At 60.9% G+C, this 17,528-nt stretch carries 17 protein-coding genes; 1 reads left to right on the top strand and 16 read right to left on the bottom strand.

Annotation, left to right across the window (positions count from 1 at the left end):
- Nucleotides 1-7: 7 nt before the first annotated feature.
- A complete protein-coding gene (locus AC07Y4_RS09945; RefSeq protein WP_495274456.1) occupies nt 8-1,699 on the top strand; it encodes a glycosyltransferase family 61 protein in 1,692 nt (563 codons plus the stop codon).
- Between the two features lie 13 nt (nt 1,700-1,712).
- Here the strand turns inward: AC07Y4_RS09945 and AC07Y4_RS09940 are convergent, their stop codons facing one another.
- The 16 genes from AC07Y4_RS09940 to rfbA form a co-directional block, all read right to left on the bottom strand.
- A complete protein-coding gene (locus AC07Y4_RS09940) occupies nt 1,713-3,467 on the bottom strand; it encodes a hypothetical protein (protein WP_495274455.1) in 1,755 nt (584 codons plus the stop codon).
- A 5-nt stretch (nt 3,468-3,472) separates the two neighbouring features.
- Complete coding sequence (locus AC07Y4_RS09935) at nt 3,473-3,886, bottom strand: GtrA family protein (protein WP_070060248.1); 414 nt, start codon at nt 3,884-3,886, stop codon at nt 3,473-3,475.
- A 10-nt stretch (nt 3,887-3,896) separates the two neighbouring features.
- Nucleotides 3,897-4,814: a glycosyltransferase family 2 protein gene (locus AC07Y4_RS09930; RefSeq protein WP_070060249.1), complete on the bottom strand. Its 918-nt coding sequence runs from the start codon at nt 4,812-4,814 to the stop codon at nt 3,897-3,899.
- A complete protein-coding gene (locus tag AC07Y4_RS09925; protein WP_139701482.1) occupies nt 4,811-5,560 on the bottom strand; it encodes a class I SAM-dependent methyltransferase in 750 nt (249 codons plus the stop codon). Before AC07Y4_RS09925 ends, AC07Y4_RS09930 begins: the two co-directional genes overlap by 4 nt.
- Nucleotides 5,557-6,000: a GNAT family N-acetyltransferase gene (locus AC07Y4_RS09920; protein ID WP_495274454.1), complete on the bottom strand. Its 444-nt coding sequence runs from the start codon at nt 5,998-6,000 to the stop codon at nt 5,557-5,559. Before AC07Y4_RS09920 ends, AC07Y4_RS09925 begins: the two co-directional genes overlap by 4 nt.
- A 32-nt stretch (nt 6,001-6,032) precedes the next feature.
- A complete protein-coding gene (locus tag AC07Y4_RS09915) occupies nt 6,033-6,995 on the bottom strand; it encodes a hypothetical protein (protein ID WP_495274453.1) in 963 nt (320 codons plus the stop codon).
- 4 nt (nt 6,996-6,999) lie between these two features.
- Complete coding sequence (locus tag AC07Y4_RS09910; protein WP_206167834.1) at nt 7,000-7,851, bottom strand: glycoside hydrolase family protein; 852 nt, start codon at nt 7,849-7,851, stop codon at nt 7,000-7,002.
- 113 nt (nt 7,852-7,964) lie between these two features.
- On the bottom strand, nt 7,965-8,666 hold the full coding sequence (locus AC07Y4_RS09905; protein ID WP_495274452.1) for a WbqC family protein: 702 nt from the start codon (nt 8,664-8,666) through the stop codon (nt 7,965-7,967).
- A gap of 28 nt (nt 8,667-8,694) precedes the next feature.
- Entirely contained in the window at nt 8,695-9,801 is a 1,107-nt protein-coding gene (locus AC07Y4_RS09900; RefSeq protein WP_095949497.1) for a DegT/DnrJ/EryC1/StrS family aminotransferase, read from the bottom strand.
- Between the two features lie 21 nt (nt 9,802-9,822).
- Complete coding sequence (locus tag AC07Y4_RS09895) at nt 9,823-11,586, bottom strand: glycosyltransferase family 61 protein (RefSeq protein ID WP_495274451.1); 1,764 nt, start codon at nt 11,584-11,586, stop codon at nt 9,823-9,825.
- Nucleotides 11,587-11,729: 143 nt separating this feature from the next.
- Nucleotides 11,730-12,674 (bottom strand): glycosyltransferase family 2 protein, encoded by a 945-nt coding sequence (locus AC07Y4_RS09890; RefSeq protein ID WP_495274450.1) that lies wholly within the window; start codon nt 12,672-12,674, stop codon nt 11,730-11,732.
- A gap of 13 nt (nt 12,675-12,687) precedes the next feature.
- Nucleotides 12,688-13,788: a DegT/DnrJ/EryC1/StrS family aminotransferase gene (locus AC07Y4_RS09885; protein WP_070060258.1), complete on the bottom strand. Its 1,101-nt coding sequence runs from the start codon at nt 13,786-13,788 to the stop codon at nt 12,688-12,690.
- A gap of 1 nt (nt 13,789) precedes the next feature.
- The gene (locus tag AC07Y4_RS09880) at nt 13,790-14,230 is read right to left on the bottom strand and encodes a sugar 3,4-ketoisomerase (protein ID WP_083259083.1); all 441 of its coding nucleotides are present in this window, start codon (nt 14,228-14,230) and stop codon (nt 13,790-13,792) included.
- A 19-nt stretch (nt 14,231-14,249) separates the two neighbouring features.
- Entirely contained in the window at nt 14,250-15,878 is a 1,629-nt protein-coding gene (locus AC07Y4_RS09875; RefSeq protein ID WP_495274449.1) for a glycosyltransferase family 61 protein, read from the bottom strand.
- A 182-nt stretch (nt 15,879-16,060) separates the two neighbouring features.
- Nucleotides 16,061-16,609 carry a dTDP-4-dehydrorhamnose 3,5-epimerase gene (gene rfbC, locus AC07Y4_RS09870; protein ID WP_070060261.1) on the bottom strand — a complete coding sequence of 183 codons (549 nt, stop codon included), beginning with the start codon at nt 16,607-16,609 and terminating at the stop codon, nt 16,061-16,063.
- On the bottom strand, nt 16,606-17,493 hold the full coding sequence (rfbA, locus tag AC07Y4_RS09865) for a glucose-1-phosphate thymidylyltransferase RfbA (RefSeq protein ID WP_095949492.1): 888 nt from the start codon (nt 17,491-17,493) through the stop codon (nt 16,606-16,608). Before rfbA ends, rfbC begins: the two co-directional genes overlap by 4 nt.
- Between the last annotated feature and the right edge of the window lie 35 nt (nt 17,494-17,528).

Genomic DNA, 17,528 nt, shown 5'->3' with positions numbered 1-17,528 from the left:
TCGCTTCTTGCTGCTACGCGCCCTCACTCGAACAAAATTCGTCAATGCGGAATATTATAAGCAAAAATATGAAGATGTTGCAAGGGCGGAGCTGGATTCAAATTACCATTATTTCAAATACGGAATAAAGGAAGGCCGATACCCCAATCACTCCACCGAACGACTCGTCGATTGGATTTACGCCACCACCACGAAATTCCTGATTCGCTTCTGCCTCAACGAATCCTACTACCTTCGAACCTACCGGGATGTGCGGGAAGAAGGAATTTCCCCAAGCACTCACTATGCACTGAAAGGTCGCAAGGAAAAAAGATACATCAATCGCTTCTTTGCAGCGATGAGCGGTTTGATCTATTTTGCGAAACTCGAACTCACATCACTCTCCAAAAACAGTGCTGCTCGCGAATCAGAGGTCGCGCTATACAAATACTCAATCTTTGAGTCCGCCCGAAAGGGGATCTTCGAAGAAATAAAATCCAAAGCCATTTCCCGACAACTGAGCGCAAAAAATTCAGGAGAAAAGATATTTCTCTCGAAGCTCAAAACCATCGAATTCTTCGACCTCCCCAAGGCCGGGTACAAGCTGGAAGACATCGAACCCGCCTATCCGATGGATTTTCAAGAACCGAAAATCATCGGCTCGAACGCTGAACGCCCGCTACGCAGAGCGGAAGTTCCGCGCAAATGGCTCGCAACGATCGATGACGCCGCTGTCCTTGGTGGATTCCAGGTAGTGGCAAAGCATCGCATGGTGATTTACGAGCCAGCGGCAGATCCACATCAGGGTTTTGTAGCAGGCATCTGGCCGTACGTCGTCTCGCTCGATGAAAAGAGTGAAGTTCTTTTCTGGTTCCGCTATAAACAGGAAATCAGCATTCCTTCTGCCATATTGCTGAGCGGTCGCTGCAGTCCAAACTACTACCATTGGCTTATAGAGTACCTCGGGAAATCCCATATTCTGTCGAAGCAGGACCGCCTGAGAAAAACGCCGCTGATCGTCGACGACAAGATGTTCCCGCAGGAATTCGAGTCGCTGCAGACCATGCTGCCCGACTGGCCCATTTACCGGCTCGATGACTCCACGTTGCTGAAAGTAAAAAAACTTCATGTGGTATCTGCCTGCACGAACCTGACCGACAACCTGCGCGGGCCGATGTGGAAGTTCTCGGCCATCTGCTTCAAGACTTTGGGCCACATGCGGTCCACCGTTTTCCAGCGGTTCGGCATCGAAGAGGCGGGCCCCGGCAGCAGAAAGGTTTTCCTTGCGCGTCGCACCGGCCGGAACATCATCAACACCCCGGAAGTCGAAGAGGTGCTCGCGTCGTACGGCTACGAAATCGTGGACACCGGCCAGCTGTCGTTCGAGCAGCAGGTGCGCCTGTTCGCGGAAGCCCGCACCATCGTCGGCGCCATGGGAGCGGCATTCACCAACCTGATCTTCTGCCAGCCGGGCACGCAGGTGCTAGCGCTGTCGTCGCCCTACACGCAGCTCTTCTGCTCGCAATCGAACATGGCACTGTTTGCCGGGTGCAGCTATCAGATCCTTGTCGGCGAACACGCGTTGTTCCAGCCCGGCGACGAGCACACGGTTTCCGACCCGAGCTTGTTTCTCGACAGCTACGCCATCGATTCCAAGAAACTGGCGGCCGCGCTGGAGCACATCGAACGTCAGGCGGCCGAGGCATCCGCTGCCAAATAGCAGGCACCCACTGTCAGTCTGGCGGCCATCTCTGCCGAAGACCGCTCCATATCTGGATCTTCTGCTGTTCATGGGGAAACACCGCATCCCCGCAGTGCTCGAAATTGGCGGGGAACCCCTTCAACGCAGCCGGAAGCGGCGGCAGGCTTGCATCGATGTTGAGCCGGATCGCGACCACAGCCTTGTCGGCAAGGGCTTCGTTCGACGCAAGCACCGCGTCAGCCTGGGCGACGTTGTTCAACCAGGGCGTCTCCACAGGCACCGCGTTCAGCGCCAGCGCCAAGCCAGGGACGTTGTACAGACCCAGGAACGGTGCGCCGGGCGCAATGCGGCACTTCGCGATGGCCGCATCGATCTCGTGCATGAACTGCCGGGTTCCCGCATCCACCTTCACCCGACCCAACGGGCCGATGGTGACGGCGAAGGATTGCCGGTCCATGCGTTCGTTGAGGTTATAGGGGATCTTGGCTTTGGAAACGAGGATCTGGGCGCTCGTCAGCGCGACGAACCCGACCAGGATCGCCATCGACGCCACTGCATCCCTTGTTGCTACCGGTCTGGCGTACGCGGCGAGCGCCATCAAGGCGCCCCAGGAGGCCAGGGAAATGATCACCTGGCCGAAGAGCGCGTTGCCGGTTCCCATCGCCACGGTGTAGGGCAGCATGGCCAGCAGGACGAAGAGCCATCTGGAGCGCACCGGCACGGCCTGCCACGCAACCGCGAGCATGAGCGCCAGCAAGACCAATGCCCGTTGCATGTACTCGACGTACTGCGCCATGCCATACGAAAAATACTCCGCGGCGACAAGCGCATGGACGAGCGCGGCGATCACGAGTCCGATCGTCACCCAACTTTTTCTGATCAGGTACACGAGAACCGCGACGATGAGAAACACATTCGAGCGCATCGCGTCGGCCGTGTAGCCCCCGAACTCGATGGCGTAGCGGCCCAGCCGCGTGAGGATGGGCTCGGTCTGGACCATCCTGAAGAGCGCCATGCCACCGCTGAAAGCTTGCGCCGCCTCACTGGGCGTGGTGTGCGCGAAGAGGAGCGCGGCAAGCCCGAACAGCCCGCCAGCGATCACTGCCGCCAACGCCAGCGTCTTGCGCCCGCCCGAGCGGTCCAGCCACAGCACGGCGATCACCACAAGCACGAAGGTGGCCAGGCCCGACGAAGGCTTGCAGACGAACTCCACCGCGAGTGCGACGCCGGCCAACCCCAACATCCCGGCGCGCCCGGCTGCCGCCGTCTTGTCTCCAGCCAGCAGCACCAGCCCCAGAGAGAGGTACGCACCCGCCGAGGCCAGCAGGTTGTAGCTCGGCGACACATTGATGGTGATCGCATACAGCAACGCACAAACAACGGCGCAGCCGATCACGGCGATGCGGCCCGGCCACTGCGGCATGACGGACGCAGCGCGTCCTCGCGCCGCGGTCAGCGCGCCCATGCCGAGCACCGCCGCGCTGCCGGTCAGCAGCAGAAAGCCCGCCATCCGGAACGACGCGAGGCTGCCCGTGATCTGCCAGAGGGGTGCCATCGCCCATTGCTGAGCGCTGATGTAGTACCGGGTCTCGGCGGGATGGATCGCGAGCAGGAGGTAATAGGCCTCGTCGGTGATTTCGAAGCCGCGGTTGCGTGACCAGACCGCGTAGACGGCCACCGCGCACACGGCGGCCAGCACGAGTGCTGCAACCGCCGCTTCCAACACGCGCTGCGGGGTTGTCGCGCGGCCGCCTGCCTCTTGGACAGGCTTCTTGCTGTCGGCCACGGGTTTCACGGCACCGAGGGTTGCTCGGCCCGCAGCGACCAGAGCCTTGCCGTGAAGAAGTTGAACAGCACGACGAACGGGATCAGCAGCAGCTGCCCATAGAACGGTGCGATGTGCGTGCTCGAGGTGAGCAGGTGCAGCAACAGCACGTTCAGCCCGACCGATACCAGGCCCGCACCGATGTACTTGGCGAGCCGCGATCCGTAGGTGACTTTTTCGCTCGGCTTGAAGACCCAGTAGTAGTTCAGCGTGTAGGTGAGCAGCATGCCGATCAACGAGACCAGCACCAGCGCGATCAGGTGATTGATGTGCAGCACCACCACTGACAGGTAGAAAAGCACCAGCGTGAAGAGAAAGTTCAGCCCCCCGACGACGGTGAACTTGGAAAACTGCGCGGCGAGGGTCTTGAGACGAATCACGCGCCGGGCTTCAGAAACGGTCCCTGACGATGTAGTTCGGCCGCTTGCGCACTTCCTCGTTGATGCGCCACACGTACTCGCCGACCACGCCCAGCATCACCATGATGAGTCCGCCGATCAGCAAGACAGCGATCATCAGCGGCGCCCAGCCCTCAAATGGCGTGTGGCCCCGTGCCCATGCGACCACGATGCTGAGGCTGTAGAGCACGCCCAGGCCGGAAGTCAGCAACCCCACCAGTGAGATGAACCGGATGGGCAGGTACGACGCGTCCAGCATCGCGTCCAGGAAGTTCTTCAGCTTCTTGCCGAAGTTGTACTGCGACTTGCCGATGGTGCGCTTTTGCCGCTCATAGGGAATCAGGCTGGTCCGGTAGCCGGTCCACAGCAGGTCGCCCTGAAAGAACCGGTGGCGCACGTCGATGGCATTGAATTCGTCCATCACCTTGCGATCCATCAGCACGAAGTCGAAACCACCCGACGGCATCTGAGGAATGGCCATGCGCAGCATGCCGTAGGCCAGGCTCGAATACGTCTTGGCCAGCCAGGTGTCCGCACGGTCCGTTCGGTGGCAGATGACGATCTCGGACCCGGCAATCCACTTGTCGACCATCTCAGGGATCAGATCTACCGGGTCTTGCAGGTCCGCAGAAATATTGATGACCGCGTCTCCCGTCGCTTCCTTGAAACCCGCCAGCATCGCGGCCATCTGGCCGAAGTTGCGCGTGAAGGTCAGGCCCTTCACGTTCGGATCGCTCGCGCGGAGCTTGCGGATTTCTTCCAGCGAGCCATCGGTCGAACCATCGTCGATGAAGATCACCTCGTACTGGTGCGCCTTGAGGCGGTCTGCGAAAACGCCGGCGATCTTCTCGTGTGTCTTGGAGATCGCGCCCTCGTTCTGATAGACCGCGACGACGAAGGAGACTTTCATTTTTCAGGCCCGCGCTCGCACATAAGGAAAATGCTCGAGCACAGGTCGGGATAGACCTGCCCGAGTTGGTAGCAGCCTTCCAGGTATTCCTTGGAAATGATGTCGGTCTTCAGCAAACGGTCCCACTGGAAGTTCGCCAGCGCCTTGAAGAAGATGCCGCTTCGGTGCACCACACGCAGGCCGGCGGCGACAGCATCGCGCTCCAGCGTGTCCAGCGAATAGGTGCACAGGTGGCCGTGCTGCGCCTCGGCGGGCGTGACCGCCGCGTTGTGGGTGATCAGGCCCATCTTCACGGCAATCTGCCGTGAAGGCGCATTGGCATTCGGGCACACGAGGAAGAAGCGCCCACCCTCGCTCAACCACTCGTCGTTGATGCGCTTGAGCACCTTGACCGGATCGTCCAGGTGTTCGAGCACGTGCGTGAGCACGATGTTGTCGTAGCGGTGCGGCAGCGTCGCGTCCTCGAAGCGAGAGTGGATGAACTGCGCCTTGTCGCCCAGACGCGCCCTCGCCTCATTGAGTGCCACCTCGGAGGCCTCGACGCAGGTCACGTCGTCGAAGCGCGCCACCAGACGTCGGGTGAAATCGCCTTTGAAGCTGCCTAGCTCCAGCACCTTGCCAGGCCGGATGAACGGCTCGAACGACCGCAGCATGTACGGGTGCATGACGTCGAAGTCGAAGCCATATGCATACTGGTGGTCGGCGGTGTCCGCGATCTCTTTGTCGTAGTTGCGTTCTGTGCTCATCTTTTATCCCCGCCCGTCGCCGGGCGCTCCATGCAGATCAATTCGCCCGTTTTCGAAGCCGGGACGAAGCCCATGCGGGCGTACAGGCGGACCGCCGCCTCGCTGCGCTGATTGACTTCGAGCCTGTAGCACCTCGCACGAGGAATATCCATGCGGTCGAAGCAGCTCTGCAGCAATCGCTGCGCCAGGCCCGCGCCGCGGCACGAGGGCGCGACGCTGACGTTGGTCACGAAGACGTCGGGCCCCGCATTGTCGTACACCGCGACCAGCCCGACGAGGCCCAACGCGGCATCCCAGGCCTCGAAGCGGATCGCCTTGCCGGCAATTTTTTCGGCATAAGCCGCAATGTCCACGCGCCCGGCGAGCGGTGGCGCGAAACTGTCGCTGCATTCCCGCAGATGCCGGGCGATCTCGTCAGCCGAGGCCTGGTCGACCGCCAACGCGAAACGCCCCCGCGGTGTCATGCCCTGCGTCACTCGAGCACGGCAAGCCCGAAGCCGTGGCGCCCGAACTCGTTGCCGTTGTAGAGCAGATAGACCTTGCCTTGGAAGGTGAAGGCATGTGGATAGCACTGCATGTCCGAATCCCATTCCGCTTCCGGGATGTCCAGCTTCGGCGTATCGTCGTCGCGAGTCCAGTTCGAGAGGTCGTCCGACCAGGCATGGCCGATGCGGTAGCCCCGGCCCTTGGTCGCACGAAAGTCGAACGATTGGCGAAAGCAGAAGAACATGTGGAACCGGCTGCCGATGCGAACGACCGTTGGCAGCGCTTGGCTCTCGTCGGGCCCCAGTCTGTCGGAGACGATCTGCCTGGCCTCTTCCTTGGCCCAATGGACCCGGTCGGTCGAGGTGGCGTGGCCAATCTTGTAGGTGCGGTCGGGCGCAGCGCCATCGGCGTACTGCTTCCAGCCGGTGCCGAAGATGTACCACATGTGAAACACGCCATCGACCGGGAGCACGAAGGCATCGCCCACGAGGCAGGGCTCGTGCAGCGATGCGCCCATGACGGGGCCGTGGCCGAGTTTGGTGAAGGTAAGGCCGTCGTCATGGCTCTCAGCCAGGCCGACCGCCGTATCGACCGACACCGACACCCGCCGGTTCCACCCGCAAGTGAAGGCTGAAATCTTGCCGTCGTGGCGCACCACGTTGATCGGGAAGATGCCGTGCTCGTCGAAGCAGCCCAGTTCACCCAGCGGGATGACCGGCTTGTCGGCCACGCGGAGGATGGTGCGCAGGTCCGGCCCGACGTCGACGAACGCAACGTGGCTCAGGAACTTGCCGTTCTTCGGATCGACAGCGCGCGTCGAAAAATAGATCCGCACGAAGTCGTCGAAGACCAGCGTCTGCGGCGACTGCGCGAACTGCACGCAGCCGTTGGAGAGCGTGTGCTGCGTCGGGTCGAATATCTTGCCCAGCCTCTTCCACTTCATTGCCATGTCCTCACTCCAGCTTTCCGTCGAGCACTGCGAGCCCGAAGCCCTCGCGGCCGACCTGGTTGCCCAGGTAGGCCATGTAGATCTGCCCGTCCACCTCGAAGACGTGCGGGTAGCTGATCATTTCCGAATCCCAGCCCGTCTCGGAGATGTCGATGCCGGCCTTGTCGTCGTCGCGCGTCCAATGCAGCAAGTCGGGGCTGGAGGCATAGCCGATGCGGTAGCCGAAGGTCTTGCCTCGGTAGCCAGCGCTGTACCGGTAGCAGAAGAACATGTGGTATTTGCCATTGGCAAAGAACACATCAGGGCTGGCCTGTGCCTCGTCGTCCTCGATGCGGCTCTCGATGAGGTCCCGGTCTTCCTTGTGCCAGGTGACGCCGTCGTCGGACGTTGCCATACGGATCTTGTAGACCGGCTCCGCGCGGCCGTCGACCACCTTCCACTTGCGCCCGGCGATGTACCAGAGGTACCAGCGATCGTTGAAGCGGCGGATCTTCGGGCCGCTCATCACGAAGGGTTCGTTGGGCGAATACCCCAGCACCGGCCCGATGCCGAGCTTGGTAAAGGTTTCCCCGTTGTCGTGGCTGATTGCGCCGCCGATGGCCACGTTAAAGGGCACCGACTCGCAGCGCGTCCACCCCGCGTAGTAGGCGCGAACGGCCGCGCCGTCGCGCGCCACCGACACCGGGTAGATGCCGAACTCATCGAACGCACCCAGCGGCCCCAGCGGCAGGATCGGGGTTGCGCTGACGTTCAGCACCTTGAACAGGTCGCGCCGGTCCAAGTCAAGAAAGGCCGAGTAGCTCACGTACTGGCCCTTGGCATCGGCCTTGGGGCGACACGAGAAATACACACGCACGAAGTCGTCGAATAGCAGAGTCGCGGGCGCTTGCGCGAACTCATTCAGCCATTCGCGGCCATGTTGAGGGCCGGGGCTGAAGACCTTCCCCAGCTTTTTCCACTTGAACATATTCAGACCAATTCGAATTTCGGCAGCAACGAGTCTCTGATCTCGTCGGCGGGATTGAACATCATGACGTCGACCATCGACAGCCACGGCACAAACGGGTCCTTGCCGAACTGCTTGTACTCAATGGGCAGGGACCGGATGAACTGCAGCGCAATGCCCTCCTGGGAAAAGCGCTCGCGCGAATAGAGTTCCAGGCCGCCGATGGTGTTGATATAGGTATCGGCATGGCAAGCCTCGCAGATGGCGAGCACACGGTCTTCGCCCTTCTGCGCATGATCGGCCGGCACGCCGGACGAGATCGCGATGGGTGTCGTGATGCCGAGGTACGTGCAGGTCTGGACGATCGAGCCGTGGATGTAGCGAAAGAGATTCGTCTCCTCGTTCATGACGAGCGAGCGCAGGAGCTCGATGCAGGGCTCGAAGTACGGCGCGGACCGGTACGCGCCGATGAACTGGTTCAGCAGCTTCTGCCGGTTGAAGTCAGCGGCCAGTTCGCGCTCGACGACGTCCAGCGCATCGGAGTCCTTCTTCAGCGGCAGCGAGAAGACGGCGTCCGCGCCACCCTGCAGCAGCCGGTTGCGGTTGATCCAGCCCTTCTTTGTGTACTTGATGTTGTCGTACACCACGAACAGGTCCACCGCCGCGATCAGCTGGAAGTAGCCGATGTACGGCAGAAAGTACGGTTGCATGATCCCGACCTTCATCGCGCCGCCCTCCGTTCTTTGCACGCGCTCACAGCGTCGCGATCAGATCGACGATGCGTTCGACCTGATCGAGGCCCAGGTCCGGATAGATCGGCAGGCAGAGGATGCGGTCCGCCGCGCGGCTCGCGTTCGGCAGGTGGTCGCGACTGGCCGTTGGGAGACCGCGGTACATCGGGAACTCGGAGATCAACGGATAGAAATAACGGCGCGGATGGACCTCGTGCGCCTTCAGTTGGGCGTAGAGCTCGTCACGCGACAGGCGGTACTCCGGTCCCACGAGGATCGGGAAGTACGCGAAGTTGGCCACCGATTCGCCGGCATCGGGAAGGCACACGATGCCCGGCACGCCGGCGAGCAAACGCCGGTAGGCGCCGTCAATGGCCCGGCGCAGATCCAGCGCGGTGTGCAGATGCTTCAACTGCAGCAGGCCCAGCGCGGCATTGAACTCGCTCATCTTGCCATTGATGCCGGGCGCTACCACGGTGACTTCGCCCACATGGCCGAAGTTCTTGAGCTGGTCGATGCGGGTCTTGGTGGTCGCATCCTTGCAGACGATGGCGCCGCCCTCGAAGGTGTTGAAGACCTTGGTCGCGTGAAAGCTCAGCACCGACATGTCGCCGTGCCGCAGGATGCTGCCGCCCTCATCCTGCACGCCGAAGGCATGTGCCGCGTCATAGATCACGCGCAGGTTGTAGGTGTCGGCGATCGTCTGGATGGCCTGGGTGTCGCAAGGATGGCCGTAGCAATGTACCGGCATGATCGCCGTCGTCTGCGGCGTGATGAGCGCTTCGATACGTGCTGGGTCGAGATTCAATGTGCGCGGATCGACGTCTGCAAAGACGGGCTTGATGCCGTTCCACAGCAGCGAATGCGAAGTGGCCACGAACGAGTACGGCGTGGTGATGACCTCGCCCGTGATCCGCATCGATTGAAGTGCTGTGACCAGGGCAATCGTTCCGTTGGTGAAGAGCGCGATGTGCTCCACGCCCAGGTACTCGCACAGCGCCTTCTCCAACTGCTGATGGAACGGCCCGCCGTTGGTGAGGATCTTGTTGTCCCAGATCTGTTGCAGATAGGGCAGAAACTCGTCCAGCGGCGGCAGATAGGGCTGGGTCACATACACAGGCTTGGTCATGGGCGTTTCTTCTTTTGAACCTCAGGAGCCCAGCATGGCGAGCACTTTCGTGCGCACCCTGTCCGCCGGGACGACATAGTCGGAATGCTTGAAGCTGGTGCTTTCGGTGGCTTCACCTTCCATGAACTCGGGCTTGAAGCCGAGATCAAGGATGGGGCCCAGCCAGCCCCCCCAGTTGAAGCTGTTCTGCTGGCCCAGGATCAATGCCTTCACATCGGTGGCCGCGAAGATGAGGCTGTTGAGCGCGGAACCGTTCGGCGCGACGATGAACTCGGCTTCGCCGAAGGTTCGCACCTGGCGCGCGAAGTCGTACTCCTCCAGGAAGATGGATTCGAAGCCCAGGTCCTGCAGCCGCTCGATAATTTCGGCTTCGTTGCGCAACAGCCGCCAGGCACTGTTCTTTCGCGACAGGAACAGCCTGCGTGAACGCTGGGCGGGCAGCGGATACCGCGCTGCCATCTTGTCCTTGATGTACTGCATCGACTCCGCAGACCATGACGCCTGGCGCTCCGGGGGGACCGTATGGTCGCGAAACAGCTCGACCGGAAAGAAAGTCGTCGTCGGCGCCACATGAAGGCGCCCGACGTTCAGCGCGTGCCCGGTCTCCAGGCGATACAGCGGGTTCCCGACCAGCGCGGCGATGAAGTCGAAATGAGATGCAGGCATCTCGGCGTCAACGATGATCGGCAGGCTCGAGAAGCGCGGATGTTTCTCGAAATGGCGAAGCTTCGGGAGAAACTCGGCGAACCAGTGACCATACGCATTGCTTGCGAGGCCGGACAACATGATCCCCTCCTCGAGATGCGCGGTAGTGCCAATGGGTGCCAACAGCAACGCATCCGGCCGCTGCGCCAGCACGGTCTTGTCGTACGCCAGGCTGACCTGGTTTCCATACAGCTCGTCTGCCAGCACATCGGACACCACGCAGTCATCACCCACATAGACCAGACTGGACGCACTGACGATCCGCGCATTGCGCAGTTCGGCGAGATAGGGCTGGCTTGCGAGCACCTGCTGTTCGTGCGGGTCGCTCGCATAGACCTCGGTCGGTGCGACGAGGCGTATCGAAGGCGGCGCTCCCAGGCTCTGGTAACCCTCCCGGTTTTCGAGCGCCCAGTCCTTCACGGACCGGATGCGCCTGAACGACGGCCTTTGCCCCTCGTCGGCCCCCTCATCCATTTGCTCGAGCATGCGCACCAAGTCGGCATCCCGGCGCCAGAAGAACAGGAACTTCAAGGCCAGTGGCAATGGCAGTTTGTCCTTGGCGTACAACATGTCGAAGAGCCTGGAGAGTGCTGCGCCTTCGCCGCTGTCTGCCCGCACCATCGCCATCCTCATCGCGGCCTCGAACGGCTCGACGATCGACTCTGCGGGCAGCTCGCAGCATCTCATGTACAGGGACAAAGCTTCCCCGGAATGCCCCATGGCGCTCTCGGTGTGCGCAAGCAACAGGTTGGCATAGTAGTCGTTGCCATTCAAGGCCACTGCGGCACGGAGGTACTCCCGTGCATCCGCGTGCTGCTGCATCTGGGCGTAGGCATGCCCCAGGAAAAGCGACGCCACGAAATTCGATTCCGGCACGTCGATCACGGTGCGACAAAGGCTGATGGCCTCGTCGAATCGCCGCTCTCCGGCCAGCACCATCCACTTGGCGTGTTCGGCGTAGATGTCGACCTTCCGCACAGCCTCAGGAGGCGCTGCGACAGGCGCCGGACCGAGCGGTTGGCGCGCATCCACCACCGAGGGGGATCGGCCCGTCAACCTTCGAATGATTCTGGACAGCATGAGATGAGATTGTTCCTGCGTTGGGGAGCCCGGCGATCACCGGAGAAACCCGTCAATCCGTGCGAGCACGTTGAAGACTGCTTCAGCGCCTTCAGGCCGATCGCTCATCCTCGGTCACGGCGGTTTTCTTCAGCATCGCCCCCTCACACCGCGGTCAGGGCGAATCGGGTGAGGTTGAGGCCGAAACGCTCGGCCTTGGCCAGGAAGACTGGGTCTTCCGCCAAGGTCACGAGATGTTCGACCCCCATCATGCGTATTTCTTCCCGAGGATGAGACAGGAGAAAGAGCGCCTTGTCGAACGAGGTCAATGGCGTGTCAGGGTTGGCCACCGGTTCGAAGAGGCTGGGGAACGCGCGCCGAAGCTCTGCCGGCGCCCCGGTATCCAGAAGCGACCTGAAGATCGGGATGGACTCCGCCGTCGACGCAAAGCTTGCGCGCGTCGACGAGAGGTTGGCCGAATGCCGGCGATAGCGAACGACACGCGGCCCGGCTTCTGCGAGCTTCAATCCGGAGGCCGCGGCGCGCAGCCAATAGTCGTAGTCCTGCAACTGGATGAGGCCGGGGCGGAACGTCCCGGTTTTCCGAACCGCCTCGCGACGCATGAACGCGGTAGGCGCGCACAGGAAATTGCCTTCCAGCAACAAGGTGCGCAGCAGCGGCTGTACAGGCCGTTCATCGAAGAACACCGGAAACGACTCGTCGGCCAAGGGTCCACCTTCGGCGTCGATAAGGAACGGCTTCGAGAACACGATGTCGTTCGACGTGGTCTGCAGGAGTTCCAGTTGGGTGTCGATGCGGTCCTCGACGCACACGTCGTCGCCCCCCAGAAGCGCGATGAACGCCCCGTCGGCTGCCGCAAGTCCCTTGTTGATGGCCGACGAGGGCCCGCCATTCCTTTGCTGCAGCAACACGATCCGGTTGCCGAACTCGGCGGCCAGCAGTTCGGCCCCGCCATCGGTCGAACCGTCATCCACGACGACCACCTGAAGATTCCGGTGGGTCTGCCTCAAGGCGCTGTCCACCGTTTCAACGACGAACTTCGCCTGGTTGAAGATGGGGATGACGACAGTGACCAGCGCCGAAGACATGCAACGCGCTCTGTCAGGAGAAGAACTTGCGGATGTGTCCGACCACAGCATCCACCTGCTCCGGCTTCATTTGCGGCCAGATAGGAAGCGACAAGGTCTCGTTCGCCGCGGCGGTCGCCAGTGGCAGGCTGTCGGCCGGCAACCCGAGCTCAGCGTAGGCGCCCTGCATGTGCGGTGCAATGGGGTAGTGCACGAGCGTCTGAACGCCCTGGGCCGTCAGGTAGGCCGACAGTTCGGCACGGCGTCCCGTGCTGACCACGTACAGGTGGAACACGTGCGTGCTGTCCGCAGGCACGAACGGCGTGCGGAGGTCGCCCACACCTTCCAGCCCTTGCGAATACCTCGCGGCCAGCGCACGGCGCTGGTCGTTCCATGCGTCGAGGCGGCCCAACTTCGCGCGCAGCAGTGCAGCCTGCAACTCGTCCAGGCGAGAGTTCACGCCCGCAACCTCGTGCACGTACTTCTGGCTGGAGCCGTAGTTGCGCAGCATGCGCAGGTTGGCCGCCAGTTCATCGTTGTCGGTCACCACGGCGCCTGCATCGCCCATCGCGCCGAGATTCTTCGTCGGGTAGAAACTGAACGCCGCTGCATCGCCGAGCGAGCCCGCCCGCTTGCCGTTGTGGGTCGAACCGTGCGCCTGGGCCGCATCCTCCAGGACAAAAAGTCCGAGCGGTCGCGCAATCGCGTTGATGGCATCCATTGCAGCAGGCAGGCCATACAGATGCACCGGCATGATGGCCTTGGTCCTGCTCGTCAGCTTTTCCTTGATCCGGGCCGGGTCCATCAGGTAGGTCGCCGGATCGATTTCGACCGGAACCGGCGTGGCGCCGACCATCGAAACCCCCAGCCACGAGGCGATGAATGTCTGCGAAGGAACGATGACCTCGTCACCCGCTTTGATGCCCTGCGCACGCAGGGTCAGCGCCAGCGCATCGAGTCCGTTGCCCACGCCGATGCAGTGCTTGACGCCGCAGTAGGCCGCAAACTCCTTCTCGAAGGCCGCGACCTCAGGGCCCATGATGACGTGGCCACTGTTCATGACCCTCGAAAAGGCCTGCTGAAAATCGTCTGCCAACTCGGCATGGCCAGCATGAATATCAAAAAATGGAGTCATGTTATTTACCTTTTCGTGCCACTGAAATGAATTCTTCGTAGTTTCTGATGTAGTCGGATTCTTCGTACCTCATCGAGGCAAGAACCAGACAGACGGCACCAGAAGAAAAATTGTTCAACTCTCGCCAGACCAGGGACTTCATGAAAATCCCTTGGAATGGCCTGTTGCAGGTAACTGTTCTTCTTTCGTACCCATTGTCAAGAACGACATCAAAACTACCCGCAACAGCAATGATCAATTGCTGCAATTGATGATGTGCATGTCCGCCCCGGGCTTCGCCCGCGGGAACGTCGTACAAATAGTAAACCCGCTGAACATCAAAAGGAATGTGACGTCCTCCTTCGACGAACGTCAAATTTCCCCGTGGATCGGTCAACCGCTCCAGGTCGAGTATTTCTACAGCATTGTCCAGCGAAAATTCAGGAGTTTTGGTTTCTTTCATCGGCAGTCCCTTTGCTCTTTTATTCCTCGTCGGAAATTGCAGCAATCACTGCATCTTCATCGACATGGTAGTCATCGTGTACGCTGTAAATGTCATCTCGCACGTGTGCGCGCGGCCCCTGCACAATTTTTACCTTGGCGCCAGAAACCCGACCCAGGAGCTCCCAAAAATAGAGCTGATGGCTGGGATGATCGGAAGCGAGAACGACCACTTTCGCTCCTGGCTTGCACCAGACCATGTTGGTCATCTGCGCCCCCGTCGGCCCCACAATCACTTCAGCGTCCTGGAAGGCCCGGATTTGCGCCTCGAGATCCAATTCATCGGTGTGCACCACCTCGAATCCGAGTTTCTCGACGCGGGCTTCTATTTCTCGCTGATTCAATAGCTTTCGATAGCTGCCATTGCGTGCTGCAAAAATCTTTCGCCCTCGCGAAAAATCTTTCGTCGCAAAAGCGCGTTGACATCTTTCCACGCCCGCACGAATTCGATTGACATCGAGTCCCGTCTGGCGAGCCATCTCACCGCCATGGTAGGCATCCACAACCGAAGTCATGTCAGAGGGATAGTACATCTGCTTCACGCGATACAAAGTCCCCGACTCCAGCAGGATGACCGGGCGTTGCTCAAGATTGGCCAGCTCAAGCAGCTTCGCGATGTTGGGGTGAAGACCTTCTGTACAAAGAAAAGGCACATTCAAAGGCACATCAGCCTCTTCCGCCAGCAGCATTCTTGGAAGCGTTTCTGCAATGAAATGAAAGTAATTATTTTCATACTCATGCATGATGTGAAATCCGCGCTCTATCCAGGCAGCCTGCCGAGCGTTCACCTCTATATGCAGATGTCCAGGTGCCGCAGAGCGCCTCGCCTTTCCATATTTGATGGCGGCGTCTTCTCTGCACAGAAAATGCGCATTTTCGTCATGCAGCACAAAATTCGTCGGACCGATCAGATAGCGGGTTCCGGCAATGGCGGTCGTGTCATTGATTTCGGCAACAAATCCGACCTTCGGATAATCCGGGGGGCCATCGAGGCCCTCGCAAAACCCGGGCGCAACGCGATGAAGAACCCGTCCCGCACCGCCAGCCTGAGACGCCACTGAAAACACCGAGCCAACCGGCAGATCGATGGAGCAAGGCCGAGCTGCATAGGAAGGTGTCAACGCTCCCATGAATTCGGACAAGGCGGGAACAGAATCAAAATGCGCCAGCCGTGCCGGCAAACGCCCCTCGGCCGCACCGAATTTCAAATAGTGCAGCAACGGGCTCAATTGCGTGGCGGCGACATCGGGGTATTCATCCAGATACCACTGCGGATCGAACCTCACGCTGGGCGCGTCCCCTGCACGCTCTCCAATTTCGAGATAGTGGGCCAGCGGGTTCTTTTCCGCCGCACGCAATTCGGGATGGCGATCGAGGTACCAGGTGGTATCGAACATGGGATTGGGATTTCCCCTCAGGAATCCCCCTCCCAGATAGTGCTCCCACGGGTTGGCGATCAGTGCACGGTCCGGCAGCCCCTTGAGGTACCAGGCTGCGTCGAAAAGCTCCACCAGCTGCGGCGTCTTGCGCGGCAGCCGCTTGCGAAGCGCCCCTTTTGCGGCGTCCAGCAAGCTCTCTTTCTTTTCCTTGATGGCAGGCGAACTTTTCACGGCTGCGCGGCCCTGATGTCGTCCGGACGACCGATGGCGATCCCCTTGCACAGGCACCCGTACGCGACCAGCCCGTTGAAGTCAGCAAGTTGTCTCATCTGGAATTGGAATATTTTTGAGATGGCCCGCGTGGGAAGGGCTCTGAAGAAAACGCCGCAAACCGGCTGCTGGTCGACCTGTGTTCAGCCGGGAATTTCGGCGCTCAGGAAGGTCGGCGCTGCCGCGTCCTTGGCGGACAGCTTCGGCGCGATGCCCGTGTCAGGCCACTCGATCGCCAACGTGGGGTCGTTCCACGCAATGCAGCGCTCGTGCGCCGGTGCGTAGTAGTCCGTCGTCTTGTACAGAAAATCAGCCGACTCGCTGAGCACCAGGAAGCCGTGCGCGAGACCCGGCGGAACCCACAACTGCCGATGGTTGTCCTCCGACAGTTCACTGCCCACCCATTGCCCGAAGGTCGGCGACGACCGGCGGATGTCCACCGCCACGTCGAACACCGCCCCTCGAACCACGCGCACCAGTTTTCCCTGTGGTTGCTGCACCTGGTAATGGAGGCCTCGCAAGACCCCCTTGGTGGAGCGCGAGTGGTTGTCCTGAACGAAGTCGACGCGCTGGCCGACGGCTTCGTCGAAAGCCTTCTGATTGAAGCTCTCGAAGAAAAACCCGCGTGCGTCGCCGAACACCTTGGGTTCGATCAGCAACACGTCGGCGATGGCCGTCTGCGTGACCTTCATGAGCGCACACCTTCGGCCAGCAAATGGCTGAGGTACTTGCCGTAGCCATTCTTCTGCAACGGTGCTGCAAGCTTGGCCAGTTGTTCGTTGTCGATGAACCCATGGCGCCACGCGATCTCTTCGGGGCACGCGATCTTGAGCCCCTGCCGATGCTCCAGCGTCGCGATGAACTGCCCGGCTTCCAGCAGACTTTCATGCGTACCGGTATCGAGCCAGGCATAGCCGCGCTGCATGATCTGCACGTTGAGCCGGCCAAGGTCGAGGTACGCCTGATTGACGGCCGTGATCTCGAGCTCGCCTCGCGCACTCGGCTTCACGGCCTTGGCGATGTCGATGACCTGGTTGTCGTAGAAGTACAGGCCCGTCACGGCATAGTTGCTCTTGGGCTTGAGCGGCTTTTCCTCGATGCTGCTGGCCTTGCCTTGTGCATCGAATGCGACCACGCCATACCGCTCCGGGTCATGCACGTGGTACGCGAACACAGTGGCTCCCGCGTCCTGCGCGTCGGCGCCGCCCAGCAGATGGGCAAAGTCATGCCCATAGAAGATGTTGTCCCCCAACACCAGTGCGCTCGGCGAGTTCCCCACGAACTTGTCGCCGATGATGAACGCCTGCGCCAGGCCATCGGGACTCGGCTGCACCGCGTACTGCAGGTTGATGCCCCACTGGCTGCCGTCGCCCAGCAGCTGCTGGAAGCGCGGCGTGTCCTGCGGCGTGCTGATGATCAGGATGTCGCGCATGCCGCCGAGCATCAGGGTGCTCAGCGGGTAATAGATCATGGGCTTGTCGTACACCGGCAGCAGTTGCTTGCTCATGGCGAGCGTGGCCGGGTGCAGGCGGGTGCCGGAGCCACCGGCAAGGATGATGCCTTTGCGTTGCGTCATGGGAGTCTTCTTCTGTGAGGGGCAGGAAAAATCAG

The organism is Variovorax sp. GW460-12-1-14-LB1 (assembly GCF_059423605.1).
This window is presented reverse-complemented; position numbering and strand designations above follow the sequence as displayed.

Coding starts and splice junctions, on each gene's coding strand:
- AC07Y4_RS09930 (WP_070060249.1), bottom strand. CDS start 4,814: ATGAAAGTCTCCTTCGTCGTCGCGGTCTATCAGAACGAGGGCGCGATC.
- rfbA (WP_095949492.1), bottom strand. CDS start 17,493: ATGACGCAACGCAAAGGCATCATCCTTGCCGGTGGCTCCGGCACCCGC.
- AC07Y4_RS09915 (WP_495274453.1), bottom strand. CDS start 6,995: ATGGCAATGAAGTGGAAGAGGCTGGGCAAGATATTCGACCCGACGCAG.
- AC07Y4_RS09895 (WP_495274451.1), bottom strand. CDS start 11,586: ATGCTGTCCAGAATCATTCGAAGGTTGACGGGCCGATCCCCCTCGGTG.
- AC07Y4_RS09900 (WP_095949497.1), bottom strand. CDS start 9,801: ATGACCAAGCCTGTGTATGTGACCCAGCCCTATCTGCCGCCGCTGGAC.
- AC07Y4_RS09880 (WP_083259083.1), bottom strand. CDS start 14,230: ATGAAAGAAACCAAAACTCCTGAATTTTCGCTGGACAATGCTGTAGAA.
- AC07Y4_RS09890 (WP_495274450.1), bottom strand. CDS start 12,674: ATGTCTTCGGCGCTGGTCACTGTCGTCATCCCCATCTTCAACCAGGCG.
- AC07Y4_RS09885 (WP_070060258.1), bottom strand. CDS start 13,788: ATGACTCCATTTTTTGATATTCATGCTGGCCATGCCGAGTTGGCAGAC.
- AC07Y4_RS09905 (WP_495274452.1), bottom strand. CDS start 8,666: ATGAAGGTCGGGATCATGCAACCGTACTTTCTGCCGTACATCGGCTAC.
- rfbC (WP_070060261.1), bottom strand. CDS start 16,609: ATGAAGGTCACGCAGACGGCCATCGCCGACGTGTTGCTGATCGAACCC.
- AC07Y4_RS09925 (WP_139701482.1), bottom strand. CDS start 5,560: ATGAGCACAGAACGCAACTACGACAAAGAGATCGCGGACACCGCCGAC.